At 63.7% G+C, this 25,002-nt stretch carries 26 protein-coding genes and 1 tRNA gene; 5 read left to right on the forward strand and 22 right to left on the reverse strand.

Annotated elements, in window-relative coordinates:
* Positions 1 to 37: 37 nt before the first annotated feature.
* The 5 genes from ABIA96_RS10425 to ABIA96_RS10445 all read right to left on the reverse strand — a co-directional run bounded on the left by ABIA96_RS10425 (position 38) and on the right by ABIA96_RS10445 (position 3,623).
* Positions 38 to 111, reverse strand: a tRNA-Gln gene (locus ABIA96_RS10425).
* A gap of 173 nt (positions 112 to 284) precedes the next feature.
* Complete coding sequence (locus tag ABIA96_RS10430; protein WP_354136945.1) at positions 285 to 524, reverse strand: hypothetical protein; 240 nt, start codon at positions 522 to 524, stop codon at positions 285 to 287.
* A 13-nt stretch (positions 525 to 537) separates the two neighbouring features.
* Complete coding sequence (gene pdxA, locus ABIA96_RS10435) at positions 538 to 1,575, reverse strand: 4-hydroxythreonine-4-phosphate dehydrogenase PdxA (protein WP_354136946.1); 1,038 nt, start codon at positions 1,573 to 1,575, stop codon at positions 538 to 540.
* Positions 1,572 to 2,678, reverse strand: coding sequence for a four-carbon acid sugar kinase family protein (locus tag ABIA96_RS10440; RefSeq protein ID WP_354136947.1), 1,107 nt, complete (start codon positions 2,676 to 2,678; stop codon positions 1,572 to 1,574). The genes pdxA and ABIA96_RS10440 overlap by 4 nt, the downstream gene beginning before the upstream one ends.
* A gap of 24 nt (positions 2,679 to 2,702) precedes the next feature.
* A complete protein-coding gene (locus tag ABIA96_RS10445) occupies positions 2,703 to 3,623 on the reverse strand; it encodes a dihydrodipicolinate synthase family protein (RefSeq protein ID WP_354136948.1) in 921 nt (306 codons plus the stop codon).
* Between the two features lie 103 nt (positions 3,624 to 3,726).
* On the opposite strand from ABIA96_RS10445, the gene ABIA96_RS10450 reads away from it, so the two are divergent.
* Positions 3,727 to 3,885: a helix-turn-helix domain-containing protein gene (locus ABIA96_RS10450; RefSeq protein ID WP_354136949.1), complete on the forward strand. Its 159-nt coding sequence runs from the start codon at positions 3,727 to 3,729 to the stop codon at positions 3,883 to 3,885.
* A gap of 37 nt (positions 3,886 to 3,922) precedes the next feature.
* On the opposite strand, the gene ABIA96_RS10455 is transcribed toward ABIA96_RS10450, so the two are convergent.
* Together ABIA96_RS10455 and rnz are read right to left on the reverse strand one after the other, a co-directional pair.
* A complete protein-coding gene (locus ABIA96_RS10455; RefSeq protein WP_354136950.1) occupies positions 3,923 to 4,126 on the reverse strand; it encodes a hypothetical protein in 204 nt (67 codons plus the stop codon).
* Between the two features lie 118 nt (positions 4,127 to 4,244).
* Positions 4,245 to 5,150 carry a ribonuclease Z gene (gene rnz / locus ABIA96_RS10460; RefSeq protein ID WP_354136951.1) on the reverse strand — a complete coding sequence of 302 codons (906 nt, stop codon included), beginning with the start codon at positions 5,148 to 5,150 and terminating at the stop codon, positions 4,245 to 4,247.
* A gap of 259 nt (positions 5,151 to 5,409) precedes the next feature.
* Here rnz and ABIA96_RS10465 point away from each other — a divergent pair, with 259 nt between their 5' ends.
* Complete coding sequence (locus ABIA96_RS10465; RefSeq protein ID WP_354136952.1) at positions 5,410 to 6,894, forward strand: amidase; 1,485 nt, start codon at positions 5,410 to 5,412, stop codon at positions 6,892 to 6,894.
* A gap of 30 nt (positions 6,895 to 6,924) precedes the next feature.
* Here ABIA96_RS10465 and ABIA96_RS10470 read toward each other — a convergent pair whose 3' ends face one another.
* A complete protein-coding gene (locus ABIA96_RS10470) occupies positions 6,925 to 7,530 on the reverse strand; it encodes a TetR/AcrR family transcriptional regulator (protein WP_354136953.1) in 606 nt (201 codons plus the stop codon).
* A gap of 200 nt (positions 7,531 to 7,730) precedes the next feature.
* Between ABIA96_RS10470 and ABIA96_RS10475 the strand changes: the two genes are divergently transcribed.
* Together ABIA96_RS10475 and ABIA96_RS10480 are read left to right on the forward strand one after the other, a co-directional pair.
* A complete protein-coding gene (locus ABIA96_RS10475) occupies positions 7,731 to 8,972 on the forward strand; it encodes an efflux RND transporter periplasmic adaptor subunit (protein ID WP_354136954.1) in 1,242 nt (413 codons plus the stop codon).
* Positions 8,973 to 9,112: 140 nt separating this feature from the next.
* The gene (locus ABIA96_RS10480) at positions 9,113 to 12,301 is read left to right on the forward strand and encodes an efflux RND transporter permease subunit (protein WP_354136955.1); all 3,189 of its coding nucleotides are present in this window, start codon (positions 9,113 to 9,115) and stop codon (positions 12,299 to 12,301) included.
* Here ABIA96_RS10480 and ABIA96_RS10485 read toward each other — a convergent pair.
* Positions 12,298 to 13,026, reverse strand: coding sequence for a sulfite exporter TauE/SafE family protein (locus tag ABIA96_RS10485; protein ID WP_354136956.1), 729 nt, complete (start codon positions 13,024 to 13,026; stop codon positions 12,298 to 12,300). The genes ABIA96_RS10480 and ABIA96_RS10485 overlap by 4 nt on opposite strands.
* Positions 13,027 to 13,040: 14 nt before the next feature.
* Positions 13,041 to 13,274 carry a hypothetical protein gene (locus ABIA96_RS10490; protein WP_354136957.1) on the reverse strand — a complete coding sequence of 78 codons (234 nt, stop codon included), beginning with the start codon at positions 13,272 to 13,274 and terminating at the stop codon, positions 13,041 to 13,043.
* Positions 13,275 to 13,332: 58 nt separating this feature from the next.
* Between ABIA96_RS10490 and ABIA96_RS10495 the strand changes: the two genes are divergently transcribed.
* A complete protein-coding gene (locus ABIA96_RS10495) occupies positions 13,333 to 13,491 on the forward strand; it encodes a hypothetical protein (RefSeq protein ID WP_354136958.1) in 159 nt (52 codons plus the stop codon).
* A gap of 192 nt (positions 13,492 to 13,683) precedes the next feature.
* Here ABIA96_RS10495 and ABIA96_RS10500 read toward each other — a convergent pair whose 3' ends face one another.
* The 12 genes from ABIA96_RS10500 to ABIA96_RS10555 all read right to left on the reverse strand — a co-directional run bounded on the left by ABIA96_RS10500 (position 13,684) and on the right by ABIA96_RS10555 (position 24,992).
* Entirely contained in the window at positions 13,684 to 14,805 is a 1,122-nt protein-coding gene (locus ABIA96_RS10500) for a helix-turn-helix transcriptional regulator (protein ID WP_354137130.1), read from the reverse strand.
* 112 nt (positions 14,806 to 14,917) lie between these two features.
* Positions 14,918 to 16,036, reverse strand: coding sequence for a helix-turn-helix transcriptional regulator (locus ABIA96_RS10505; RefSeq protein ID WP_354136959.1), 1,119 nt, complete (start codon positions 16,034 to 16,036; stop codon positions 14,918 to 14,920).
* Positions 16,037 to 16,223: 187 nt separating this feature from the next.
* A complete protein-coding gene (locus tag ABIA96_RS10510) occupies positions 16,224 to 16,469 on the reverse strand; it encodes a DUF6894 family protein (RefSeq protein ID WP_354136960.1) in 246 nt (81 codons plus the stop codon).
* 97 nt (positions 16,470 to 16,566) lie between these two features.
* Positions 16,567 to 17,541, reverse strand: a complete 975-nt coding sequence (locus ABIA96_RS10515; RefSeq protein ID WP_354136961.1) for an AraC family transcriptional regulator — start codon at positions 17,539 to 17,541, stop codon at positions 16,567 to 16,569.
* Positions 17,542 to 17,766: 225 nt separating this feature from the next.
* Complete coding sequence (locus tag ABIA96_RS10520) at positions 17,767 to 18,921, reverse strand: helix-turn-helix transcriptional regulator (RefSeq protein ID WP_354136963.1); 1,155 nt, start codon at positions 18,919 to 18,921, stop codon at positions 17,767 to 17,769.
* 250 nt (positions 18,922 to 19,171) lie between these two features.
* A complete protein-coding gene (locus tag ABIA96_RS10525; protein ID WP_354136964.1) occupies positions 19,172 to 19,669 on the reverse strand; it encodes a hypothetical protein in 498 nt (165 codons plus the stop codon).
* A gap of 103 nt (positions 19,670 to 19,772) precedes the next feature.
* On the reverse strand, positions 19,773 to 20,219 hold the full coding sequence (locus ABIA96_RS10530; RefSeq protein WP_354136965.1) for a MaoC family dehydratase: 447 nt from the start codon (positions 20,217 to 20,219) through the stop codon (positions 19,773 to 19,775).
* A gap of 391 nt (positions 20,220 to 20,610) precedes the next feature.
* A complete protein-coding gene (locus ABIA96_RS10535; RefSeq protein ID WP_354136966.1) occupies positions 20,611 to 21,033 on the reverse strand; it encodes a hypothetical protein in 423 nt (140 codons plus the stop codon).
* 12 nt (positions 21,034 to 21,045) lie between these two features.
* Positions 21,046 to 21,267 (reverse strand): hypothetical protein, encoded by a 222-nt coding sequence (locus ABIA96_RS10540; RefSeq protein ID WP_354136967.1) that lies wholly within the window; start codon positions 21,265 to 21,267, stop codon positions 21,046 to 21,048.
* A 111-nt stretch (positions 21,268 to 21,378) separates the two neighbouring features.
* A complete protein-coding gene (locus tag ABIA96_RS10545; RefSeq protein ID WP_354136968.1) occupies positions 21,379 to 22,197 on the reverse strand; it encodes a lytic murein transglycosylase in 819 nt (272 codons plus the stop codon).
* A 123-nt stretch (positions 22,198 to 22,320) separates the two neighbouring features.
* Positions 22,321 to 23,127, reverse strand: a complete 807-nt coding sequence (locus ABIA96_RS10550; RefSeq protein WP_354137131.1) for a shikimate dehydrogenase family protein — start codon at positions 23,125 to 23,127, stop codon at positions 22,321 to 22,323.
* A 5-nt stretch (positions 23,128 to 23,132) separates the two neighbouring features.
* Positions 23,133 to 24,992 carry a flavin-containing monooxygenase gene (locus tag ABIA96_RS10555; RefSeq protein WP_354136969.1) on the reverse strand — a complete coding sequence of 620 codons (1,860 nt, stop codon included), beginning with the start codon at positions 24,990 to 24,992 and terminating at the stop codon, positions 23,133 to 23,135.
* Positions 24,993 to 25,002: the final 10 nt, after the last annotated feature.

Raw genomic sequence — 25,002 nt, forward strand, 5'->3', positions numbered from 1 at the left:
GCAGAGGCAATTCAGACCTGTGGGAGGCGCCTTGAATTGGCTGGGGAACTAGGATTCGAACCTAGACAAACAGAGTCAGAGTCTGTTGTGCTACCGTTACACCATTCCCCAACGGAATAGCCGAACAAATTCAATATCTTACTGATCTGTCCGACTGTGGCCGGAAGCGCGGTCTGCGCAAATCACGGCTCAGGCGTGAAGCCTTCTACCTGCTCGGCTATGGGCTGGCAAGCGTTGCGGTGGACGGATCAAGGTGCGCCGGCGAAGGGCACGATCACCGTCACCTACTTCGACGGACTGCCATCCTGCGCGTTCGTCGGCGACATCGCCAGCAGGATTGCCGACGCAACGCCAGGCCACATCGATCTCATCTCGACGCGGCGCGCGTTGAACGGATCCGAGACCACCAGCGGCCGCTTGGCGCCGATCCGCTCGGCGAAGCGCGCTGCGGCGTTGATGGTGCCGTTGCCGAACTCCAGGATGGTGGGACGGAGGATTTCGATGGGCGTGAAGGCGTTGGTCATCGTGGGCTCGATCTCAAGACTTGGATGCGGTGCTGCCTGCGGCCAACCGCTCGGCATAGTCGATGGCCTCGATCAGGCTGTGCTCGTTGGCAATCCCCTTGCCGGCAATGTCGAAGGCAGTGCCGTGATCGACGGAGGTGCGGATGATCGGCAGACCCAGCGTGATGTTGACGCCGGAGAGCTCCTGCCAGCGGCCGGTGGCGGGATCGACCTGGAAGCCGAGCAGCTTGACGGGGATGTGCCCCTGGTCGTGATACATCGCGACCGCGGCATCATACTGGCCGGCGCGTAGCTTGACGAAGATGGTGTCGCCGGGCACGGGACCGACGACGTCGAGGCCGTCGGCGACCGCCTTGGCGATCGTGGGCGCGGACACATCGATATCCTGCCGGCCGAACAAGCCGCCCTCGCCGGCATGCGGGTTGAGTGCGGCGATCGCGATTCTGGGCTTGGCGATCCCGAGCCGCAGCAGCGCATCGTTGGTGAGATCAATCACCATGCGCAATCGCTCCGGCGTCAGACGCTTCGGCACGTCCTCCAGCGCCACATGGGTCGAAACATGGCTGACGCGCATGTTGCCGTGGGCCAGCAGCATCACCGAGCCGCGCACGCCGGTCAGGTGCGCGAGCATTTCGGTATGGCCGGGGAAATGATACCCGGCCTTGTTGAGCGCTTCCTTGTTGAGCGGCGCCGTGACGATCGCGCCGGTCCGGCCCGCCTGCGTCAAGCGCACGCCCTGCTCGATCGCCTTGTAGGCAAAGCGGCCGCCGTCGGCGCTGAGCACGCCGGGCTTGATCGGGTCGCCTTCGACGTCAGCCTGCAGGTAGCAGAGGTTCGGCCATTCGCGATCATCGGCCTTGACTAGCGGGATCGCAACGTCGCTGCCGAGCGCGGCCTTCGCGCCGTCCAGCGCAGCGCCGCTGCCAATGATCAGGAGGCGCAGATCGCCAGTCGCGATCCGCTCCTTCAATCCGACGCAGGCCTTGACGATGATCTCCGGCCCGATCCCGGCGGGATCGCCCATGGTGATGGCAAGATGACGAGAGGTCATGATGGGCTCTCCATGTTGAGCAGATGATTGTCCCGGAGCAGATCGCGCCACAGCTCGCGCGCGCCGAAGGCTCCGGATTTCGAGATGATATCGACGCCGGCCCAGCGGCCGCCTTCGAGCGTCGAGCGCGGCAAGCCGGGCACGATGCATCCCGTGACCTGGAGCGCATGCGCGCCGAGTGCAAGGCATACGGCCTTCAGCGTTTCGCCGCCAGCGACGATCAGGGTTCCGGGCGGATCGAGCGCCGCAGTCAGCGCCGTCAATTCGCGTGCGATGCGTTGTGCCGCCTCGGAACGCGGAAGGCCATCAGGAAGCGCGAACTTCACCAGGGCCACGCCGGCGTCTGCCAGCTTCCGCTGAACACGGCCGCCGCCCTCTCCTTCAGCCAACGTGAGCGTTGCCTCGCCGCAGGCCGCAAGTTGGGAGGCGGTCGTCGCCTGATCGGAGCCGAACAGCCCCAGCACCGGCCGCTTCAATTTCGAAAGCGAGTCTGCGCGGTGGCCACGCGCAAGCGCGCCGGCCAAACCGCCGCTGCCGCACCACAGCACGGGTCCGGGCATCCGCCGCGCCATCTCGACGACGCGATCAAGATCGAGGTCGCTCTCGGCATCGAATATCTGAACGCCGCCTTGCGCCAGCGTGCCGGCGCAGCCACGCTGCGCCTCGATGCCGTCCTGTCTCAACTGATCCAGCAGATTGTCCCCGACGCGATGCCAGTCGCCCTCCACGTTGCGCGCATATTGCTGAGCATCGACAGTGCGGCGTCCCTGATAGTCGAAGGCAGGCGCGACCACGCATGACGCCCAGTGGCCGGTGCTCATGCAGGCGCCGAGCTCGGCCGCCCAAGTGCCACGGAGCAGGCTATCGACCTTCTTGTAGGCGATCGTCCCATCACGCAGCAGCGGCGCCAGCCGTCCGACGATCGCGACGCTTTCGACCTTCGAACGCTCGCGGGTGCCGCTGTCGATCGCCAGACTTGGGAGGCCTGCCCCCGCGGGCGTGTCCGCCCAGATGACGTCGAACGGTCCGCACAGGCCGACAAACTCCGCCGCGGTGTCGAGTGCACCGGTAAGATCGTCAGCAAGCAGGCGAACGCGCGTCATCGTGATGCGGCTCCCGCATCTGCCCTAAGCGGCGGCCGCGAATGCCTCGGCATTCGCGAGCAGCTCCTTCAACTGAGCCACCGGCAAGGTCTCCAGCGGCGGCCGCAGGCGCTGCCAGCCGGCGTGACCGGTTCGCTCAGCCATCAGCGCCTTCAGGGAGGGCATTTGCGCGAAGCGCGAGACCAGCCCGCGCGCCTTGACGATGCGTGCTTGCGCAGCGGCGAGCTTTGCATCGTCGTCGCCGTCGCGGAAATGCTTGAAGACGTAAGCGAGATCGCGCGCGACGAGATTAGAGGTCGCAGTGATGCAGCCCGCGCCGCCCTTGCGCAGCAGCGGCAGCAGCAGCGGATCGGCGCCGGTCAGCACCGAGAAGCCCGGGAAGCGCTCGACCATCGCGGTCATGTTGGCGAAGTCGCCCGAAGAATCCTTGATGCCAACGACGGTCGACGGATAGGCTGTGCGCAACCGCTCGATCAGCGCGTGCGAGATCGGCTGCATCGACATTTGCGGGATGTGATAGAGCACGATCTTGAGGCGCTTGTCGCCGATGCGCTGGATGATCTCGCTATAGGCGGCATAGACGCCGTCATCGCTGACGTTCTTGTAGTAGAACGGCGGCAGCATCACCACGGTATCGACGCCGACCGACAGCGCATGGCGCGTCAACGCGATGGTGTCGGTGAACGCCGCAACGCCGGTGCCCGGCAGCAACTGGTTCGGCTTGATGCCGCCGGCGATCACGGCCTCCAGCAGCGCGGTGCGCTCGGCGACCGAGAACGAGTTCGCCTCGCCCGTGGTGCCAAGCATCGCAATGGCATCACAGCCTTCGTTCAGCAAATAGCGGCAATGCGCGACAAAGCGCGCATGATCGGGCGCGAGCTCGGCGTCGAGCGGCGTCAACGCGGCGGAGAACACGCCATGTGGGTGCAGCGATGGTGTCGACAAAGCTTCCTCCGATCGTCAGATCGATGTAGTTCGGAATGCGGACATTTTAATCTGCCCCGTTGGTAGGATCAGGCCGCCACCCGCGTCAAGAGCTGTGGCTGTCATGGCAGGGCATGCCGCATCCGCAGATCTCGATCGTGGCACGGCGTTCCGGCTGATCCAGGCACTGATCGAACTTGGCTACCTCCAGGCGCTGCCGAAGCTGATACGGCTGACGACCACGGTGCAGGAGATCACCATCAAGTCTGGCCTGTTGAGCTGAGCGCGCCGCCGGCCGAAGCGCGATTCCCTAAGATCGGCTATTCCGGGACGAGTGTCGCGAGTCCGGCTTCGACAATGGTGATTTCCTCGCTCAGCTGCGCGATGGAGTGCTGCGGGTCGACGCCGGTCACGGCCACCAGCTGCCGCAGCAGGTCCTGGCGATGCGCCAAGATATCTTCCAGGGCATCGCGGTCGTTCAGCCTCACATAGCCCTCAACGATCAATTCAACGGAACGAGACATGCTACTCTCAATACAAATCTGATTTCTGATCTCGCGAAATTATCGTGCTGGCGCGCGGCTGCGGGAATGAAGTCGCGTAAACCTTGACAGGTAAGATTAATGGCGGTGCAACGCATGCCTAAACAGAGATACGATCGAAGTCTGCGGCGATCCGAACGCCCGGGAAGATCTTTGCCGCCTCAGTCAGTATCTCGTCGTCCTCATAGCGGCCCGATAAATGCGTGAGCACGAGCTGCCGGACGTTGTTCGTGGCCGCGAACTGAGCCGCCTCCGCCGCGGTGAGATGGCCGTAATCCCGCGCCGTCGGCGCATCCCGATCCAGGAACGTCGCCTCGATCACCAGCAGGTCCGCATCCGCGGCATGTTTCGATAGCCCCTCGGTGGTCTCGGTGTCGCCGATCACGACCAGTTTCTTAGCCCCACTCGGCGGACCCAGGACATCCTCCGGATCGATCGTCCGGCCACCTTCAATCGTGACCTGTCGACCTGCGGCCAATTCGCCGCGCATGGGACCATCGGGCACACCAAGCGCAGCGAGGCGATCAGACAAGAGATGGCGGCGCGCAGGACTTTGGAAAACGAATCCAAAACTATCGGTGTCGCGATGGCGGACCGGAAAGCAGCGGATGGTAAAGACGCCGGCGTCGACGACCTGCCCTTCAGAGAGCGGCGCGAACTGCACGGGAATCGGCGTTCGGCCCTCGCCCCACAGGCCTGCGAGCATGCGGATGACGATATCGAGTGTAGCAGGCCCGCCATGGATGGTCATCACATCGGAGGTCCGCCGCAGCCCCAATGTCGAGAACAGACCGGGGATGCCGAGTACGTGGTCGAGATGCCCGTGCGTCAGCAGAATACGATCGAGCCGCCGAAAGCCAGCGCCGCTTCGCAGCAACTGTCGCTGCGTGCCCTCGCCGCAGTCGATCAGCATGCGCTGGCCCGCGGCCTCCAGGAGAAGCGCCGGATGGTTGCGCTCTGCGGATGGAACGCTGGCCGAGGTCCCAAGAAATGTCAGGGCGAACATTGCTGACTCTTGTGCGAGGTCGCAGGGCTGATCCGCCCTTATAGCTGCTATTGGCTCGCGCACACTCCAGCCGGAAGGTCGAACGTACGATTCTATTGCTTTAGCTGAGCGCCGACCCGTTCTGGCCCCCGTACGCAGGCAGATCTGGTTCCCGTTGCGCCGCCTCCTCATCTCGCTTTCAAAATTGCACGTTCGGTACCCGGATCGGTTTGCCGCCGGAATGGTCCCGACACGGCGACCAGATATAATGGAGTTGATGATGCAACGAGATGCCGCTGACCTGACCTACGGCTCGATCGGCGCGCTGCTGAGCGCCTTGTACGCGCGCAAGATATCTGCGTCGGAATTGCTCGCGCTTACGATCGCGCGGATCGAGGCTCTGGACGGGCCCATCAACGCGATCATCGTCCGGGATTTCGATCGCGCCAGAGAAGCCGCGCGCGCCGCCGACGCCGCGCTTGGCCGCGGCGAGCGGCTGCCATTACTGGGCATCCCGGTGACTCTGAAGGAGCCGTTCAACGTTGCCGGCCTGCCGACGACATGGGGCTTTCCGCATTTCCGGGATTTTCAACCGGCGGACGACGCCGTCGTCGTCCGCCGGTTGAAGGCCGCGGGCGCCATCATCATCGGCAAGACCAACATCCCGATCGGCTTGCGGGACTTCCAGAGCTACAACGAGATCTACGGGACGACGAACAACCCGTGGGACCTCGGCCGGTCACCCGGCGGCTCCTCGGGCGGATGCGGTGCGGCGCTGGCCGCAGGGTTCGGTCCGCTCTCGATCGGCTCGGATATCGGCGGCTCGATTCGAGTACCTGCGCATTTTTGCGGTGTGTTCGGACACAAGCCGAGCCTCGGCCTGGTCCCGCTGCGCGGATACAGCCTGCCGCCGGCACGCCCCGTTCCCGGCCAGGGTGATCTGGCTGTCGTCGGACCGATGGCGCGCACCGCCTCGGACCTCGGATTGTCGCTCGACGTGATTGCCGGCCCCGACGAGACGCGCGACGGCATCGGCTATCGCCTTGCGCTGCCCGCCCCGCGCCATGACCAGCTCAAAAAATTCAATATCCTTGTAATCGACACGCATCCGTTGATGCCGACGGGTGACGCCGTGCGCTCCGCCATCGGGCGCTTGGCCGACCGGCTCGGCAAATCGGACGCGCGGGTCGCACGCTCGAGCGCATCCCTGCCCGATCTCGCCGATTCCGCACGCCTCTATATGAAGCTGCTGAACGGCGCGCGAAGTCCGCGCCTGACAGCGGCCGCCCTCGCGGAAGCGCAAGGACTTGCCGCAGCACTCGCGCCCGACGACCGCAGCCTGCAGGCCGAGCGCGCGCGTGGCTGGGGCATGATTCATCGTGAATGGCTGGCGGCCGACGCGGCCCGCTTGCAGCTGCAACAAAAATGGCAGGAGCTGTTCCGCGAGTTCGACGCGGTGATCTACCCGGCCGCCGCCGTGCCGGCCTTCCCGCATGATCATTCCGAGCCGTTCGACGCGCGGCACCTCGATATCGATGGCAAGCTCACCCCTTACGCCGATGCGTGCTTCATCTGGGCCGACCCTGCCTCGACTTGCGGACTGCCGGCAACCGCCGTTCCGATCGAGCGCACGCCTTCGGGGCTGCCGATCGGCGTCCAGATCATCGGGCCGTATCTGGAGGACCGAACAACGATTGCTCTGGCCGGGCTGATCGAACGCGAGTTCGGCGGCTTCGTGCCGCCGCCGGCGCTGTCCGCAAGGTAGTCCGCGGGCTAACGAAAGCCGACGGCCCGACTACGTTCTGTCGGCCGACTGCGCCTCGACCGCCTGCACCGCCACGATCGCGACCTGCCGCAGCGCTTCGCGATCGGAGCCCGAAGATGCCATCACGCCCATACCGACCGAGACGGCGGACACATAACGCGCGAGCGCGGCAGGATCTGACGTCGGCTTGAGATCGCCTTCCGCCTTGGCGCGAACAAAACGGTCGCGGAGCTGGTCTTCGTTCTGGGAACGACGGGCGGCGAGTTCGAAGGGGACGCTTTCTGAGCCGGTGCCGCAGGCGATGCCGCCTTGCACGAGCAGGCAGCCGGGCGGATTGGCGGGATCGGTCTGCTTTTCGGCGATGCCCATCAGCATCCGCTCGGCGACATCGCGGGCGGTGGGTGCGCAGACCACCTCATTCATCCAGGCGACGCGCAATTTGGTGTAGCGGTCCAGCGCCGCCTTCAGCAGGCCTTCCTTGTTGCCGAAGCAGGCATAAAGGCTGGGCGGGTTGATGCCCATGGCCTCCGTCAGCTGGGCAATCGTGGCGCCCTCATAGCCATGGCGCCAAAACACTTCCATCGCCTGATCCAACGCCACTTCAGCGTCGAATTCGCGGGGGCGTCCCATGCCCATGTGCCTGTCTCCTTGAAATCGGCGTCGTTCCTCAACCTAACGCCTGATCCTATCTATTTGTTCTAGCTTTCTTTTCTCTTCCGCCTTCCAATTCTTGCGGTAAGCAGCTACAATTTTCTTAGTGAACGGTACATAAGTATCTTGCGCTGCGATATCCATCTCCACATCTGTAGTGAACACTACATTTCTGGAGCGCGCAAATGCCCCCGTCCCAAAGTACCTCTCGTCCCGGCCGTATCCGCCGCCTCCTTGGCGGCGCCGCGATCGTAGGCGCCCTCGCCGTAGCCGGCTCGATCGCGACCGGCCACTATTTTCGTGCCGCGCAAGCGACCGCTACGGCATCCGTGGCTGAGCAGGCCGTCTCCGTGACGGTCGCGATGATCGAACCACGACAGACCGTGCTGTGGGACGATTTCTCCGGCCGGCTCGAAGCCATCCAGCGCGTCGAACTGCGGCCGCGCGTTGCCGGCGCGATCCTCTCGACCAAGTTTACCGAAGGCGCGCTGGTGAAGGCCGGTGACGTCCTGTTTAAGATCGATCCCGCTCCTTACGAGGCAGAGGTCGACAAGGCCAACGCGCAGCTCGAGGCCGCGAAGGCGCGCGTGGTCTTCACCCAAAGCGAGCTCGAACGCGGCGCGCAGCTGGTCGGCAATGCCGTCGTCACCCGCCGTGACTACGACCAGCGCGACAACGCCAATCGCGAAGCCATCGCCAACGTGAAGGCAGCCGAAGCGACGCTGCAGACCGCAAAACTCAATCTCGACTACACCCAGGTGCGCGCGCCCGTCGACGGCCGCGTCGGCAAGATCGAGATCACGGTCGGCAATCTCGTTGCGGCAGGCACCGCCTCCCCGGTGCTGACCTCGCTGGTCTCGGTCAATCCGATCTATGCGTCCTTCGATGCCGACGAAGAGGTCGTGCTGCGCGCACTGAACTCGATCGCGGATGCCGCGGGCAAACGCGGCAACCTGGACCAGATCCCGGTCGAGATGGCGACCTCCGGCGGCCTCTCCGCAAAGGGTCACATCCAGCTCATCGACAACCAGGTCAACGGCCAGAGCGGCACCATTCGTGTCCGCGCGGTGTTCCCGAACGAGGACGGGCGTCTCATTCCCGGCCAGTTCGCCCGCGTGCGGATGGGCCAGCCGAAGGAGCAGACGCTGGTCATGATCGACGAGCGCGCGATCGGCACCGACCAGGACAAGAAGTTCGTGATGGCGGTCGGCGACGACAGCCGTGCGGTCTATCGGCCGATCACGCTCGGTGGCTCCGTTGATGGCCTGCGCATCGTCACCGCGGGCCTGAAGCCCGGCGACCGCATCGTCGTCAACGGGCTGCAGCGCGTGCGTCCGGGCGCCCTCCTCAAGACCGAGGTGGCAGCGATGGGTGCGCGCGGGCAGCAGGCCTCCAACCATAGCAACCAGGACGTGGTGCAACGCTAGTTACGATTCCGGGACGCTTCGCGCGGCCCCGGAGTTCAAACTTTTAGACTCCGAAGACATCACTTCCGGATTCCAGGTTAGCGGGCTTCGTCCCGCCCCGGGATAACGGGGAAGCTGTCTCTCGCGCAGGGGCAAAGACCATGAATCTCTCAAAGTTCTTCATCGATCGTCCGATTTTTGCCGGCGTGCTATCGGTCCTGATCTTTCTCGCCGGCCTGATCTCGCTATTTGCGATGCCGATCTCGGAATATCCCGATGTCGTGCCGCCATCGGTGCTGGTGCGCGCGACCTATCCCGGCGCCAATCCGAAGGTGATCGCAGAGACGGTGGCCACGCCAATCGAGGAGCAGATCAACGGCGTCGAAGGCATGCTGTACATGTCGAGCCAGGCCACTACCGACGGCGCCATGACGCTGACGGTGACGTTCCGGCTCGGCACCGACCCTGATAAGGCGACGCAGCTGGTGCAGAACCGTGTCCAGCAGGCCGAGCCGCGCCTGCCGGCCGTGGTGCGCCAGCTCGGCATCATCACCAAGAAGTCGTCGCCCGACCTCACCATGGTCGTGCATCTGTTGTCGCCGAACAACCGCTACGACATGACGTATTTGCGCAACTACGCGGTGCTCAACGTCAAGGACCGGCTGGCGCGGATCGACGGCGTTGGCGACGTCCAGCTCTACGGCGCCGGCGACTACTCGATGCGGGTCTGGGTCGATCCGCAGAAGGCGGCCGAGCATGGCTTGACCGCGAGCGACATCGTCAAGGCGATCCAGGCGCAGAACGTCGAGGCTGCCGCCGGCGTGGTCGGCTCCTCACCGAACGTCAAGGGCATCGACCTGCAAATGTCCGTCAATGCGGAAGGGCGGCTCGCGAACGAGGATCAGTTCGGCGATATCGTGGTCAAGACCGGTACGCATGGCGAGGTGGTGCGGTTGCGCGACGTCGCGCGTATCGAGCTTGGCGCGTCGGAATACGGCCTGCGCTCGCTGCTCGACAACAAGCAGGCGGTGGCGATCCCGATCTTCCAGGCGCCTGGCTCGAATGCACTGGAGATTTCCGACCACGTCCGCGCCACCATGGCCGAGATCAAGAAGAACATGCCGGAGGGCGTGTCCTACCAGATCGTCTATGACCCCACGCAGTTCGTGCGCTCCTCGATCGAAGCCGTCATCCACACCTTGCTCGAGGCGATCGCGCTGGTGGTGCTGGTGGTGATCCTGTTCCTCCAGACCTGGCGCGCCTCGATTATCCCGCTGCTGGCGGTGCCGGTGTCGATCGTCGGCACCTTCGCGGTGATGCACCTGTTCGGCTTCTCCATCAACGCGCTCAGCCTGTTCGGGCTGGTGCTCGCGATCGGCATCGTCGTCGACGACGCCATCGTCGTGGTCGAGAATGTCGAGCGCAACATCGAGGGCGGGCTGTCGCCACGCGACGCCACCTATCAGGCGATGCGCGAGGTGTCCGGCCCGATCATTGCGATCGCCATGGTGCTGATCGCGGTGTTCGTGCCGCTGGCCTTCATCTCCGGCCTCACCGGACAGTTCTACAAGCAGTTCGCGCTGACGATCGCGATCTCGACCGTGATCTCGGCGGTGAATTCGCTGACGCTGTCGCCGGCGCTATCGGCCCTGCTGCTCAAGGGCCATGACGAGCCGAAGGACCGGCTGACGCTGATCCTTGAAAAGGGCCTCGGCTGGTTCTTCCGCGGCTTCAACAAGGCTTTTACGCGCTCCTCGGAGAACTACAGCGGCACCGTCACCAAGGTGATCTCCGGCAAGGCCGCGGTAATGGGACTCTATGTGGTGCTGGTCGGCCTCACCGCCTTCCTGTTCCAGCAGGTGCCGAGCGGCTTTGTGCCGGGCCAGGACAAGCAATATCTGGTCGGCTTCTCTCGGCTGCCTGATGGTGCAGCGCTCGACCGCACCGAAGAGGTTATCCGCAAGATGAGCGACATCGCGCTGACCCAGCCCGGTGTCGAGAGCTCGGTCGCCTTTCCGGGCCTGTCGATCGCCGGTTTCACCAACTCATCCAACGCCGGCATCGTGTTTTCGACGCTGAAACCGTTCGACGAGCGCAAGGGGCCGGCACTGAGCGGGAATGCCATCGCGGCTGATCTCAACAAGAAGTACGCCGGGATTCAGGAAGCCTTCATCGCGATGTTCCCGCCACCGCCGGTCAACGGTCTAGGCACCATCGGCGGCTTCAAGCTCCAGATCGAGGACCGTGCCGGCCTCGGCTACGAAGCGCTGAACGAAGCGACGAAAGCATTCACGGCGGCGATGCAGAAGGCGCCGGAGATTGCCGGCGTGTTCTCGAGCTTCCAGGTCAACGTGCCACAGCTGTTCGCCGACATCGACCGCACCAAGGCGCTTCAGCTTGGCGTGCCCGTGACGGAGGTGTTCAACACACTGCAGATCTACCTGGGCTCCTACTACGTCAACGACTTCAACAAATTTGGCCGCACCTACTCCGTCTACGTCCAGGCCGATGCGCCATTCCGCGCCCGCGCCGACGACATCAGGCAGTTGAAGGTACGCTCATCCTCGGGCGACATGGTGCCGTTGTCGGCGCTGATGACGATCCGCCAGAGCGCGGGCCCGGAACGTGCGATCCGCTACAACGGCTTCCTGTCGTCCGACATCAACGCGGCTGCTGCGCCCGGCTTCTCGTCGGGACAGGCGCAGGAGGTTGCAACGCGGATCGCAGCGGAGACGTTGCCGCCCGGCTTTGCCTTCGAATGGACCGACCTGACCTATCAGGAATTCATCGCCGGAAATTCCGGTCTCTGGGTGTTCCCACTGGCAATCCTGCTGGTGTTCCTGGTGCTGGCCGCGCTCTATGAGAGCCTGACGCTGCCACTCTCGATCATCATGATCGTGCCGATGGGCTTGCTCGCCGCCATGTTCGGCGTCTGGCTCTCCAAGGGCGACAACAACGTCTTCACCCAGATCGGCTTGATTGTGCTGGTCGGCCTGTCCGCCAAGAACGCGATCCTGATCGTCGAATTCGCGCGCGAGCTCGAATTCGCCGGACGCACGCCAATCCGGGCCGCGATCGAGGCGAGCCGGCTGCGGCTACGCCCGATCCTGATGACGTCGATGGCTTTCATCATGGGGGTACTGCCGCTGGTGCTCTCGACCGGCGCCGGCTCGGAGATGCGGCGAGCCATGGGCGTCGCCGTGTTCTCCGGCATGATCGGCGTCACCGTGTTCGGCCTGTTCCTGACGCCGGTGTTCTATGTGCTGCTCCGGACCGTCACCGGCATGAAGCCGCTGGTGCATCACACCAGCGACACCAGCGCGGCGCCCGTGCAAGGCCTCGGGCACTAGATCAGGGAAACCCCTGAGATCAACAACAGAACGAGCACGGTCTTGCGAAAGACCGTCTCGTTGACCCGGTGAAATGCGATGACGCCGAGCGCGGACCCCGCGAACAACGCCGGCAGGCTGACCGCGAGGTCGACGAAGACCTTTGACGACAGATCTTGATGTCCGACCAGCAGGACGATCGCAAAGACCTGCATCGCCGCGATGAACGGCTGCACCAGGCCGCGTTGCTCGCTCTTGGGCATGCCGCGCATGTCGCACCAGATCGTGGGGATCGTGCCGGGCATGGCGGTGAGCCCGCCGACGAGCCCTCCTCCGAATCCGATCAGCGCAACCCAGTGCCTGCCGACGGCCTCGCTCGCCGTCACCAGCGTCGGCCGCAGCAGCATATAGGCGGCATAGAGCGCAACGACGGCGCCAAAGCCGCGCCGGAGCAGATGTGTATCGGTGCTCTGCAACAGCGAGACCGCGATAGGAACGCCGGTCAACCCGCCCATGATCAGGAACAGGCTTCCCTCCCATCGGATGTTGCGCCGGAGTGCCCACAGATTGCTCGCCTGCACGCCGATGCTGCACGCCATCATCAGGGGCACCGCCTCCAGCGGCGGGAATACGCGCAGCAGGATCGCGCCCGCCACGGCAGAGAACGCAAAGCCCGAGAGCCCCGAGACGAAGGCGCCGGCGAATACGGCAACGCTGAGCAGCATCAGGGTCCTGATGTCAGGCATAATCCACCCTCCGCTCAGTCAAAAAGAATCTGCGATACCGGCGCAGCCGCACTTTCCGCGCAAGCCTTGGGCTCGTCCGGAAACTGCACCTGCATCGCATGCGCGTGCGACCGTTCCAGCATGGCGAGGCCCGCCATCTGCAAGGTGACAAGTGCGGCGGTGAGCGCTATCGCGACGATGTCGACGTTACGCGCGCGCGAGGCCGGGGTGTCTGGGCGCGCGCTCGCGCGCATCAGATTGATGGGCATTCTCTGAAAATTCCTCTTCATTGCAGACAGAAATGATCTCATTCAAAAGCAAAATGTCATGCTGCTCTTCCAGCAGGTCGCGATAGCGCTGCAAGACGCGCCGCGCCTCGATGGCACGATGCTGATGCAGCGTCGCGACCACGCGATCGACGACGTCGTGGAACTTCCCAACCAGGCTCCGTGCCGTTGTTCGCATATCGATCTCCTCTCAACCTGAAAGCGAGATTGATGGAATTCACTTCCAGCCACTGTGAGTTGCTTCACACAAGAATCGAACGCGACGAACAACAAGCCGTGTGGGCTCTCGTAGGAGAGAACGCAGCAGATCGCGTCACCCAAACGAATGACGCGCGATAACATTCTGATGATGAAATTGAGAGCGCTGTGCTTCTTCGGCGCTGACGATGCGTCAGTGAACCAGCGGGTTGGAAAATCCTGCCGCGAGCTTGACGAGGTCGGCCTGCCGGCTCGTACCGGTCTTGGCGAAGACACGATGCAGATGCGTCTTCACGGTCGTCTCTGCGATACCGAGCGCGGCGGCCGTCTCAGGCACGCCGCCGATTTCGACGATGGACTGCAGAACCCTAAGCTCGGCAGGCGTCAACTCGAACGCGCGATCGATCAGGCCGGCGCAAGAACGGGCATCAAGTTGCGCCTTCCAGACAAACAGTGCCCCGGTGGCACCACCGGATCCGCCTGCGCTCTCCTCCCGCAGCAGCGACGGCAGCGCGATGACGTGGGCGATATGATGGGATCCGTCATCTGCAGTCAGCTGAATTTTTCGGCCCGTCGCCGCTGCGGTCGCCACCTCCGCTTCATCCCGGAAGATGTTCCGCAAGGCTGCATTTGCGTCAGGTGTTCTTGCCAGCAACCGGCCGCCGACGGACCGCAGGACATCGTCTGCATCCAGGATGCCATCTGCTGCAGGATTGCTATGGACTATATTGCAGGCGGCATCGAGCAGGATCACACCCGCATTGAGGCGATCCACGACATCGGCCAGCGCCATCGACTTCTGTTGCTTCCGTTCGATCGCCCGGTTGATCATCAAGGCGCGGCTCGCATGCGGTGCGATCAGCTGCATCCGTGCACGCATCTTCGCGTCCAGCATCTCCCTGCCCGGGATGACCGTCATCAACATCGGAGGCGACGAGTTGGACTGCTCCAGCACCACATTCGCGACGTCAGCACATCCCTGGGGACGCAGCCATTCCTGATAGAAGCGGCCGCGGCGGTACTCGTCGAAATTGACGAGATCCGGGATGTTGCGTACCTCGCCGTAGCGCGGCAGCCTGGCGAGCGGGTCATGCTGTGCGTATTCATCGGCATAGAGCTGGATGAAATGCGGGTCGACCCCGCAATAATAGTGCGTCGATCCGGACCTGCTGATCTTATCTTTTGAAATCAGCCCGCAGGCCCGGCTGCCGAAGAATCCATTGAGCATGACGACGACACCGGACCACAACTCAGGATTGAGTCCGGCGTCATAGATGCTCTCGATCAACTCGGAGTCTTTTGCGGTCAGCTGCATTGAAATTGCCAATAGTCCGGCGCGCGGATTTGAGACGTTGATGCCCTGCGGCTTTTCTAGGGAGTCGGCCGAGCGACCAAAAAGTTCAACGGTTCCGACGCCAATTGACCAATCAGTTGACAAGCGGATTGGAGAATCCGGCTGCGAGCTTGACGAGGTCAGCCTGACGCGAGACGCCCGTCTTGGCGAACACGCGATGCAGATGGGTCTTCACCGTCGTCTCCGCGATTCCGAGCGCGATGGACGTCTCCGGAACGCCGCCGACCTCGACGATCGACAGGAACACGCGCAGCTCCGCCGGCGTCAGGTCGAAGGTCCGCGCGATCAGCTCGCCGTAGGACTGCCCACCGAGCGTGACCTTGCGCAGCAACAGTGCGCCGACGGCATCGGACGTCCGCTCGCTGCCGTTGCGCAGCACTGAGGACAGCGGCAGGATATGCGCGACGTAGCGTTCGCCCTTGGACGAAAGCAGCGGAATCGCATGCCCGCCAGCGGCAAGCCGTATTACGTCGCCACGGGTCGCGAAGGCCTCGCGCAGCGTCTGATTGGCCGCCGCGCCGCTGGTCACGAGCTGGCCGGCAACGATGCGGACCACGTCGTCAGCTTCGAGCATGGCGGAGCCGCTCGCATTAGCGTGCACCACGTGGCAGCAGGAATCGAGCAGGAAAATACCGGATGACAGATTATCCAGGACGTCAGCGAGCGCCGTGGCCAGCGTCAGCTTCGATCTGATCGCACGGTTGACAAGCAGCGCGCGGCTGGCGTGCGGCACGATCAGCGACATCCGGTGCTTCATCCTCGCGTCGACCATGCGGCGGCCGGAGAGCACTGTCATCATCACCGGGCAGTTCGCGTTCGACTTCTCGAGCACGACGTTGGCCGCGTCGCTGCTGCCCTGCGGCCGCATCCATTCCTGATAGAAGCGCCCGCGGCGATACTCGTCGAAATTGACGAGATCGGGGATGCTCACGATCTGGCCGTGTGGCGGCAGGATCGTCAGCGGATCGAACCTGGAATGGGTCTCCGAATAGAGCTGGATGTAGCGCGGATCGGCCCCGCAGTAATAATGCGTGACGCCGAACTTGCTGATCGAGTCCTTGGAAAACAGCCCGCAGGCCTGGCCGCCGACGAAATCGCGGATGCCCACGACGACGTCGTTCCACAAGGCGGGATCGAGACCGGCGTCGTAGATCCGGTCGACCAAATCGGGCAGCTTCGGCGGTCTGTGCATGGCGACAAAATGGATTTGGATGAACAGTGCCGGGCACCCTAGCACATCGGGAGCGTGCCCCCATCCTCCGATCGGAGGATGGGCGCCGGCCGGGCGGATGGAGCCCGGCCGGCAGGCATCGCGTTCGGACCGCCAGGGCTGATGCCGGCTCAGAACGCGACGCGGAGGCTTCCTTTTGCGGTTCCGCTCAAGTCTCCCAACCTACCCTCTCGACACTCTCAGCCCAGACCGCCGTGCGATAGATTTCACGCCCACCATCGTCCCTGACACGGATCCAGGCATCGCGATCGCGCAGATCATCGCGCCAGACGAAGAGGTGTTTGGCCATCTCGTCGGCGACCACGAACGTCGCCTTCGCGTGCTCGAAGACCATGCCCCCCGGATCAATCTTCACGACATTGCCGACCAGGAGGTCGAAGAAGAATCGATGCATTCAACACTCCGGTCACACACTTACGATCAAGGCTCGCGTGAAAAATTCCCTGCGCCAGATCGAAATCGGCGGGCCGCTCAAATTTTCCGGGATGAGATCACCCCGCCGCGCCGCTCCTGACGTCGCTCGGCGTGGCGCCATAGGCACGCCGGAAAGAGCGGTTGAAATAGGAGAGATCGCCGAAGCCGACGTCATAGGCGATCGAGGAAACCGGACGTTCGGCAAATTCCGGTTCCCGCAACATACGATGGGCGCGCTTCAGACGCTGCTCGATCAGGAAAGAGGAAAACGTCTTGCCGTCGGCCTCAAACAGACGCTGGAGATGGCGCGGCGTGACGCCGAGCTCCTGCGCGACGCCGGCGACCGAGAGGTCCTGCCGCCAGCAATTGTTGGCGATCAGGAATTTGGCCTTGCGCAAGCGGGCGGCTTTCGCGCCACGCCGGCCGGCGCTTTCCCGGACGTCATCGGTGGGACCGAGCACGAGCGCCAGGAGATCGTGCAGATGCCCGACACCCAGGTCACGCAAAGCGGGCGTTGCCAGCGCATTCTCCCGCACCAGCGACGTGGCGTAGTCGACGAGCACCCTGATCTCGGTCTGGCGATCCCGGATGACACGCATCACCGCATCGTCGACGTCCATGATGATCGGTGCGAGAACCTGCCGCGGCACGCGCAGCGAGAAGCAATCTCCAGCCACAAACCGTTCGAAGGTCGTGGCATCATCAGCACTGGTTAGCACGGCCTCTCCGGGACCGAGCAGCAGGTCTCGTCCCCGCCCCGTAACTCCGACGGTTCCGGACCGGTTGAAGACCAGAGCCAGACTGTCGTCGCCGTCGGCGACGAGCTGCCGGGAGCGAACGACCCTGGCGCCGAACAGCGTACCGAGCAGCAGTTGCGCATCCGGCAGCGAATGCGCCGTAAGGCTCGCCACGATAGGCTCGCCATCGCGAATTTCGAGCTCGGCCTTGAGCACGCCGCGGCAGTAGAAATCGCGCAGCATCGTAACGCGCTCGCTGTCCGGAATATCACTCGACGAGATCTTGAGAATGGAAACATCGTCCTTGCCGCTCACCGCAATCCCTCCAACCGACGAGCAGGCTTGACCACGCGCTGTTGTTTCCCCGCACTCGTATCCGGTGCCGCGCATTTGTGGTGGCGCGCATTGCCCTTCTCATTCCTGAAACCGCCTATACGAAAGTGTCAGATGACAAGCGTCATACGTTCGGAGGACAAATGCAGCTTGGACTTCACAATGGATTGAGACCGCGCAATCTCGCAGCGCACGAATTGAATTGGATCACACGGCGTCGTCTGGGCCGGTCGCCTGCACGAACGGCGCGGCAAAGCCCGCCGCAATCTTCACGAGGTCGGCCTGCCTGCCGGCGCCGGTCTTCTCGAACAGGCGACCAAGATGCGTTTTCACTGTCGTCCCGGCAATTCCGAGCTTTGCCGCGATGTCGGGAACTCCACCGAGCTCGACGATGGCCATCAGCACGCGCATTTCAGACGGCGTCAGCCTGAATGCCGCAGCGATCGCGTTCGTTGCGAGTCGAGGCATCATTGAGGCCTTTTGCAGGAACATCACCGTGGCGGCGGCATCGCGTTGCAGGCCATGTTGGCGCGTCAGCGAAAACGCGTGAGCCAGATAGTGCTGGCCGTCGGCCGACGTCATGAGCTCGATCCTGCGGCAGTCGGCCGAGCTGGTTCCGCCTTCGGCGACGATATCGAAGAGGCTGCGGAATATTTTGTCGGCCTGGGTGTTGCGCGCCACGATGCGATCGCCGACGATCGCGAGCAGATCGCCGTCGGCCAGCATTCGCCGACACGATGCGTTGGCGTGAACGACCCGTCCGTCCGCATCGAACAGGCAGATCGCCGTGCTCAAGGCGTCGAGGACTTCCGCAAGGTCAGCCACGGTGTGGGAGCGCGCCCTGATCTGCCGACCCATGACGCGCGAGCGCTGGATGTGCGGTGCGAGTAACCGCATGCGCTCGCGCATAGCGTCATCGACGGTTCCGCGTGACCGGCCGCGCATGACCTGCAAAATCGTGGTGCGCGCATTCGATCGCTCGAGCGTGACGGTCGCGAGGTCGACGGCGCCCTGCGGTTCCACCCACTCGCGATAGAAGCTCGTGGCCACGAAGTCCGAATAGGGCATGACATCGGCCACACCGATTGTCTGTTCAACGGGCAGATCGAGGTGGCGATCGAGCAATGGATCCAGCTCGACATATCGATCCCGATAGAGCTCGCGAAAGCGGGAGTCCGTGCCATAGTGCTGGTGGATTTCGATCGAGAGCCTGGCGGCGTCCCGCGAGAGAATGGTCACGGCCGAGCCGCCGACGAAACCCGCGACCTGCTCCAGGGCAGCGCTTCGTTGTGCCGGATCGACCGCCGCATCGTAGATCTCGCCGACGAGCGAGGAGAATCTGTTCGCCTCGAGGATCGTCATCGGCGAAGCAATGTGATCTGGAGGCTGACGATGAAGAAGGGCCGGCCGATCGTCGTCATTGACGACGAGAAAACGTCGGAGAAGAATGCTGGAATCTCGAACATCGCCCTTGCGTAACGTCAACCGCAGGGGTGCGGCTTGGACGTTTTCGCCAAAGACTAGGATAAATGCGAACAGCGAGGTGGCTGTGTGCCGTGCATCACGCGCCCTCTCGCTGCTTTTTCAATCAATCGCGCCCGAGTGCGGAATCTTATTTCCGGTTCTCCTCGCAGAACTTCAGCGCGGCTAGCGCCTCTCCGGCGCGGGGAATCTGCATCTCGATGCTGTCGTCATCATCGTCCTCGAAATCCAGCGTGAGGCGCTTGGCTTTCGACAGGCGGTCCATCATGGACTGATCGTACTCGAAGATGCCGCGCACTGTGGTCTTGTCCATGACCTCCCACTTCGCCTTGGACATGATGTCGGCGTCGTCGGTGCCGACGTCGGCCTTCAGGATCTCGCCGACCTTGTCCCACTCCCAGCCGTCATAGATCATCACGATCACAATGGCCTTGTCCGAATGGGTGATGACGATGACGTAGTCGCGGTTCTCGTCATCCTTGTCCTTGTAGCCGCGGCTCGCGTTGCAATGGGTGTCCTGGGTGCGCTTCTCGATGGTCCAGTCACCGACCTTGGACTGTTGCGCAACCGCAGGCCCGGCACTTAAGGCGCCCGCGAGCAGGGCGGCGGCAAGAAGAATTCGCTTCATGTCAGCCTCCAGCGTTTTCCCCGGATCAAGCTGACCACCTCTCCCGACGAGCCGCAAGGGCGTCAGCCGCTCCGACTCGCCGATGGTGAAGGGCACCAACGCTTTAGGCGCGCCGCGGCACGATCGCGATCGGGGTGAAGGTGTAAACCTCCTCACCGTTCTGGTTGAACATCGTCCATTTCACGAGAGCGATGCCCTGCGGCTTCGACTTCGACGGCGTCAGGCTCATGACCTCGCCGACCAGATGCAGCCGGTCATTCGGCCGCACCGGGATGGTCCAGCGCAGACCGTCGACGCCGGCGCCGATCAGCGGGTGCGGGCCGAATGGACGGGTCTGGATCGCGAGATTCATGGCGATCGCCGCGGTGTGCCATCCCGACGCAGCCAGGCCATTAAACATGGTCGCCTTGGCGGCCTCGTGATCGAGATGCATCGGCTGCGGATCGAACTCGGCGGCGAACCGCTTGATGTCGGCCTCGGTGACCTCGACCTCCGGGGATTTGAAACGCATACCGACGGTGAGATCATCGAACCAGGCGACCTGTGCCATGATTTTGCCTCGAAATGTGATGCGACGCGCGCGATACGCACGACCAAAGCAGTCGTTTGGTGGCCGGATGTAAAGGTTTGACCGCTCACAGGCCAGCCCCGGTTCCCCGCGAAACCCCTTTCCCAAATCGACGAAACACGCCTGAAACAGATGTCCGGTTATCTGGTTATCAAAATCATACAGGGACGTGCGTCATGCAATTCTTCCTCGACCTGATCAGCGAATATGCCTGCTGCCAGCATCTCGTCGCCCAGCCGCTTGGGGAGGATGAGCTATGATCGAGCTGATCTCTGCCCTCCTCATCCTCTGCAGCGTCGGCGTCTTCGCGGCCCATGCGCTGGATGCCTATCGCACCACGCACTTCTGACCAGCGGTGCCGGCGTACGCCTCGCTAGAACGGCCGCCGGTAAAAGTGCTCCGAATGCGTTGCCGGCGGAAACCGGTTTGCGAGCGCCAGCGCGCCTCTCTCGTCCGTCTCAAGTGCGATCTTCTGCGCCAGCATGACGTCGCCCGGCACGAGGAATCCTGACGGGACGAAGCACCACCCCATGGTCGCATTTCCTGCGTCGTCGACCTCGTGGACATTGGCGGCAGTGCCGTAATGAATGCGATAGCGCTTGCCGCTGTCGCAACCGATGACGTCAAAATGCCGGTGCTGCTCGAATTGTGCGCGCTGCTCCACAGACAGCCATTCGGACAACAGCCGGTTGCCGCGCGCCTCGGGCGTGTTCTCGCCGAAGAAGCGACGGTAGAGTTCGCGGAGCGCGTGCAGGCGCGCTCGCGCGGGCGCGCGGAGCCTGAAGACCGCAATCATGACCCGTTCAGATCAACCGCCAACCAGGCGGGGATAGAACAACGTTTCCCGCGCGGTCGGGTCGAACGATCTGATACGAGTGACTTCGCCGGGCCCGGTCCGGTACGCGGCGGTAAAGCCCGCGCCTGTCAGCTCCCGAAAGCGTTGTTCGGCCCGCGCCAACGCTTCGGCATTTTCGGGATCAAACTCGTGGCGTGTGTCGCCAGTCTGGTCCATCACGATCTGGGAAGCCATGTTGAGTCTCCTCATGCCCAGCCCTGAACTTGATCTAAGCAAACGTCGTGCCGTCGGTTCCTGAAAGCAACAACTTTCTCTGACCCGTGGGGTCACGCCTTGCGGAGCACCTCAGCGCGCGGCGGCCGCCCCACCGCCCTGATCGATCTGCCGGCCCATCAGCGCGATGGCCTTCTGGTAGACGCCGGCCGCATTCCAGGCCTGGATGGCGGCGAAATTCGGCTCACCCGGCTGGTAACCGGCTCCCGCGCGCCAGCCATTGGCTTTCAGGAAGTTCGCAGTCGAGCTCAGCGCGTTGGCGGCGACATCTAAATTGCCGGTGCCATAGGCCAGGATGTTCTTGGGCATAAACTGGGTCTGCCCGACCTCGCCATGCATCGAGCCGCGGGTTGCCCCCGACAGCGTACCGCGGTCGACCAGCTTCAGCGCCGCATAGAGCTGCTCGGTGAAGAATTCGGGGCGACGGCAGTCATAGGCGAGCGTCGCGATCGACGAGAGCATGTTCTGGTTGCCACGCTGGCTGCCGAAACCGGTCTCCATGCCCCAGATCGCGATCAACGGCCCCGGCGGCACGCCGTAGCGCTGCTCGATCGAGGCGAACATCGCCGCTTGCGACCGCTTCAGCGACCGCCCGCGCGCCACAATGGTGGTAGCGCCGCGCTTGGCCAGGAACTGGTCGAGCGACAGTGAAAAACTGTGCTGGCTGCGATCGGCGCCAATGGTCGCGCTGGCATAATTGGTCTGCATCAGCGCCGAGATCGCGGCCTGGCCGATGCCCTTGCCCTGCGCCTCCGCGCTGAACTCGCGTTTCCAGGCCTCGAAGCCGCCCGGCCCGTTGCCGCATTGCGCGGCTTTCGCTGAGGGGGCGAGGGACAACAGCAGCGCAGTCGCGCCGATCATCGCCGTCGCAACGGTTCTGCCCTTGATCATTCCGCGTTCCTTCTCTTGATTGCGCGACCGGCTCGCGCGCGCATAATCCTACGCCGGCCGCGCTCGCTCAAGCCCTGACCGATGCAATCAATGCAGGCAATGCGCTTGACATCAATCAAACACTCACCGTCCGCCATCCGTCCCGAGCAGGAAATCCACCATGATGCCCTGGTGCTGCTGGTACATGTCGGTGCCGGTCGCGGTGATGCACCCGATCTGGCGGGCGGTTGCGATGAACGGCGAAACTTCCGGCTTGGTGATGACGCAGCCGCAATAAGCCGACGGCGCGAGCCTCTTGACGTCGACCGGCAGCGGATCGCCGTCCTTCATCCCGGCAGGGGTGGCATTGGCGACGAAATCGAAGCCGGAGGGATCGGCAGTTCCGACCCGCGCGCGTCCTTTGCCGAGCCTGTTGAGCTGCCCAATCAGCACGTCGCGGCGCTCCTGGGCGCTGTCGTGAACGGCGATCTCGATGACGCCTGCCTCAATCAGGGCAAGCGCGATGGCCGAGCCCGCCCCACCGGCGCCGACGAGAAGCGCCCGCAGGCCTTGGGGGTCGATCCCCTTCGCCCGCGCCGCGCCGACGAAGCCGAGGCCGTCCACCATGTCACCGTGCCACGAACCATCGGCCCGCCGGCGCATCAGGTTCACCGTGCGCAGGAAGTGCGCGCGTTCCGTCGCGCTGGTGCAGGCCTGGTAGCAGGCGAATTTGTGCGGGATGGTCACCACGATCCCGTCGAGGTTCTTCAGCCGGCTCGCCACCGAGAGAAACTCCGGCAGATCGGCGGTCGAGACCTGAACCGGAACGAGAATGCCATCGTGGCCGCGGGCTGCGAACTCGGCCGATACGCCCGCGGGCGAACGCACCTGCGCGATGGGATCGCCGACGATGACGTAAAGCCGCGTTGCGCCTGATGGCGCCGGGATCATGCCGCTCATCTCGGGACCGGGGCGCCGTCGGTCTTCGCGTCCGCTCCATAGGTCAAGTCCAATCCGTCCAGGCTGCCCTCTTTCCGCCACTTGGCAAGCAGCCGGAGGAACGCCATCGGCCCCCGCCAATACTGGCTGTTGCGCGCTGCGATCGGATCGAACACACCTTCATTGTTGTAGTAACCGGGCGTACATTCGGCGAGATAGTTCTGACGGCCGAGCGCGGCTTTCACGACCTCGTCGACCCAGGCGTTCTCGGCGGGAAGCGTCGGCTCCAATGTCCTTGCACCGCGTTTGCGCACCTCCGCAATCACATAGGCGATGTGCTGCGACTGCTCGTCGATGATGTGCGGGAAGTTGGCGCTCTGGCCTGCCTGCACCGTCACGATCAGGAAGCAGTTCGGGAAGCCGCGGCTGTAGAAGCCGTGCATGGTCTTGACGCCATCGCGCCAGCGCTCGGACAGGCTCATGCCGCCGCGGCCATAGACCTCAAATCCCATGCGCCGTGCATAGTCGGTGCCGACCTCGAAACCGCTGGCATAGATCAGACAGTCAAGCTCGTGGGCCTTGCCGTCGACGACGACCGCATTCTCCGTGATGCGCTCGACGCCCCTGCCCCCGGTGTCGACGAGATGCACGTTGGGGCGATTGAACGTGTCCAGATATTCGTCGTGAAAGCACGGTCGCTTGCAGAACGCCTTGTACCAGGGTTTTAGCGCGGCTGCGGCTGCTTCGTCCTTCACCACCGCGTCGACGCGGGCCCGGATCTCCTCCATCTTGCGATAGTCGGCCTGCTCGATCACCTTCAGCGCATCTTCCATCGAGGTCACCGGCTGTGGCTGGCGGCGCGGCGCCAGCAGGATCTCGCCGAGCAGGCCGGTCCAGCCGTCCTGCACCAGATCCCGCTCGAACGGCTCGCCGGAAATCACGGCGGTGAAATTGTCCATGCGCTCGCGCTGCCAGCCAGGCTTCAGGCTTTCCGCCCAGGCATGATCCGTCGGCCGGTCGTCGCGCACGCCGATCGCCGACGGCGTGCGCTGGAACACGTAGAGCTCCTTCGCCGAGCGGCCGAGATGCGGCACGCATTGCACGGCGGTCGCGCCGGTGCCGATGATGCCGACCCGCTTGTCGGCGAGACCGTCGAGACCGCCCTCGGCGCTGCCGCCGGTGTAAGCGTAGTCCCAGCGGCTGGTATGGAAGCTGTGCCCCCTGAAGCTTTCGATGCCGGGAATGCCCGGCAGCTTCGGCCGACTGAGCGGACCTCCGGCCAGAATGACGAAGCGTGCACGGATGCTGTCGCCACGATCAGTCTCAACCAGCCAGCGCCCATCCTGTTCCTGCCACGTCATCCGCGAGATGACGGTCTGAAACAGCGCGCGGTCGTAGAGATCGAAGTGGCGGCCGATGCGGCGCGAATGTTCGTAGATCTCCGGCGCTCGCGCATATTTGCGCACCGGCATGTAGCCGGTCTCTTCCAGCAGCGGCAGATAGATATAGCTCTCGGTATCGCAGGCCGCGCCGGGATAGCGATTCCAGTACCAGGTGCCGCCGAAATCGGCAGCCTTTTCCACGATGCGGAAATCGGTGATGCCGGCCTCGCGCAGACGGGCGCCACAAAGCAAGCCACCGAACCCGCCGCCGACGATCAGCACCTCTGTCTCTTCGTTGATCGGCGCGCGTGTAAAACCGGGAGCGGCCCAGGGATCGTCCAGGTAGCGGGCAAAGCCGCCCGTCGCCTCCACATACTGCGCCTTGCCTTCGGAGCGAAGACGCAGGTCGCGCTCGTCGCGATAGCGCGCGCGCAGGGCTTGAATATCGATGCTAGGCGCGCCGGCTGCACCGGTCTTGTGTCTTTCCGCTGACATCGATCTCCTC

The organism is Bradyrhizobium sp. LB11.1 (assembly GCF_040549385.1).
Lineage (GTDB): Bacteria > Pseudomonadota > Alphaproteobacteria > Rhizobiales > Xanthobacteraceae > Bradyrhizobium.

What these genes read in the sequence shown, in the direction of transcription:
- ABIA96_RS10430 (WP_354136945.1), bottom strand. Translation starts at nt 524, where the DNA reads ATGACCAACGCCTTCACGCCCATCGAAATCCTCCGTCCCACCATCCTG.
- pdxA (WP_354136946.1), bottom strand. Translation starts at nt 1,575, where the DNA reads ATGACCTCTCGTCATCTTGCCATCACCATGGGCGATCCCGCCGGGATC.
- ABIA96_RS10440 (WP_354136947.1), bottom strand. Translation starts at nt 2,678, where the DNA reads ATGACGCGCGTTCGCCTGCTTGCTGACGATCTTACCGGTGCACTCGAC.
- ABIA96_RS10450 (WP_354136949.1), top strand. Translation starts at nt 3,727, where the DNA reads ATGGCAGGGCATGCCGCATCCGCAGATCTCGATCGTGGCACGGCGTTC.
- ABIA96_RS10455 (WP_354136950.1), bottom strand. Translation starts at nt 4,126, where the DNA reads ATGTCTCGTTCCGTTGAATTGATCGTTGAGGGCTATGTGAGGCTGAAC.
- rnz (WP_354136951.1), bottom strand. Translation starts at nt 5,150, where the DNA reads ATGTTCGCCCTGACATTTCTTGGGACCTCGGCCAGCGTTCCATCCGCA.
- ABIA96_RS10465 (WP_354136952.1), top strand. Translation starts at nt 5,410, where the DNA reads ATGCAACGAGATGCCGCTGACCTGACCTACGGCTCGATCGGCGCGCTG.
- ABIA96_RS10470 (WP_354136953.1), bottom strand. Translation starts at nt 7,530, where the DNA reads ATGGGCATGGGACGCCCCCGCGAATTCGACGCTGAAGTGGCGTTGGAT.
- ABIA96_RS10475 (WP_354136954.1), top strand. Translation starts at nt 7,731, where the DNA reads ATGCCCCCGTCCCAAAGTACCTCTCGTCCCGGCCGTATCCGCCGCCTC.
- ABIA96_RS10480 (WP_354136955.1), top strand. Translation starts at nt 9,113, where the DNA reads ATGAATCTCTCAAAGTTCTTCATCGATCGTCCGATTTTTGCCGGCGTG.
- ABIA96_RS10485 (WP_354136956.1), bottom strand. Translation starts at nt 13,026, where the DNA reads ATGCCTGACATCAGGACCCTGATGCTGCTCAGCGTTGCCGTATTCGCC.
- ABIA96_RS10490 (WP_354136957.1), bottom strand. Translation starts at nt 13,274, where the DNA reads ATGCCCATCAATCTGATGCGCGCGAGCGCGCGCCCAGACACCCCGGCC.
- ABIA96_RS10495 (WP_354136958.1), top strand. Translation starts at nt 13,333, where the DNA reads ATGCTGCTCTTCCAGCAGGTCGCGATAGCGCTGCAAGACGCGCCGCGC.
- ABIA96_RS10500 (WP_354137130.1), bottom strand. Translation starts at nt 14,805, where the DNA reads ATGCAGCTGACCGCAAAAGACTCCGAGTTGATCGAGAGCATCTATGAC.
- ABIA96_RS10505 (WP_354136959.1), bottom strand. Translation starts at nt 16,036, where the DNA reads ATGCACAGACCGCCGAAGCTGCCCGATTTGGTCGACCGGATCTACGAC.
- ABIA96_RS10510 (WP_354136960.1), bottom strand. Translation starts at nt 16,469, where the DNA reads ATGCATCGATTCTTCTTCGACCTCCTGGTCGGCAATGTCGTGAAGATT.
- ABIA96_RS10520 (WP_354136963.1), bottom strand. Translation starts at nt 18,921, where the DNA reads ATGACGATCCTCGAGGCGAACAGATTCTCCTCGCTCGTCGGCGAGATC.
- ABIA96_RS10525 (WP_354136964.1), bottom strand. Translation starts at nt 19,669, where the DNA reads ATGAAGCGAATTCTTCTTGCCGCCGCCCTGCTCGCGGGCGCCTTAAGT.
- ABIA96_RS10530 (WP_354136965.1), bottom strand. Translation starts at nt 20,219, where the DNA reads ATGGCACAGGTCGCCTGGTTCGATGATCTCACCGTCGGTATGCGTTTC.
- ABIA96_RS10535 (WP_354136966.1), bottom strand. Translation starts at nt 21,033, where the DNA reads ATGATTGCGGTCTTCAGGCTCCGCGCGCCCGCGCGAGCGCGCCTGCAC.
- ABIA96_RS10540 (WP_354136967.1), bottom strand. Translation starts at nt 21,267, where the DNA reads ATGGCTTCCCAGATCGTGATGGACCAGACTGGCGACACACGCCACGAG.
- ABIA96_RS10545 (WP_354136968.1), bottom strand. Translation starts at nt 22,197, where the DNA reads ATGATCAAGGGCAGAACCGTTGCGACGGCGATGATCGGCGCGACTGCG.
- ABIA96_RS10550 (WP_354137131.1), bottom strand. Translation starts at nt 23,127, where the DNA reads ATGATCCCGGCGCCATCAGGCGCAACGCGGCTTTACGTCATCGTCGGC.
- ABIA96_RS10555 (WP_354136969.1), bottom strand. Translation starts at nt 24,992, where the DNA reads ATGTCAGCGGAAAGACACAAGACCGGTGCAGCCGGCGCGCCTAGCATC.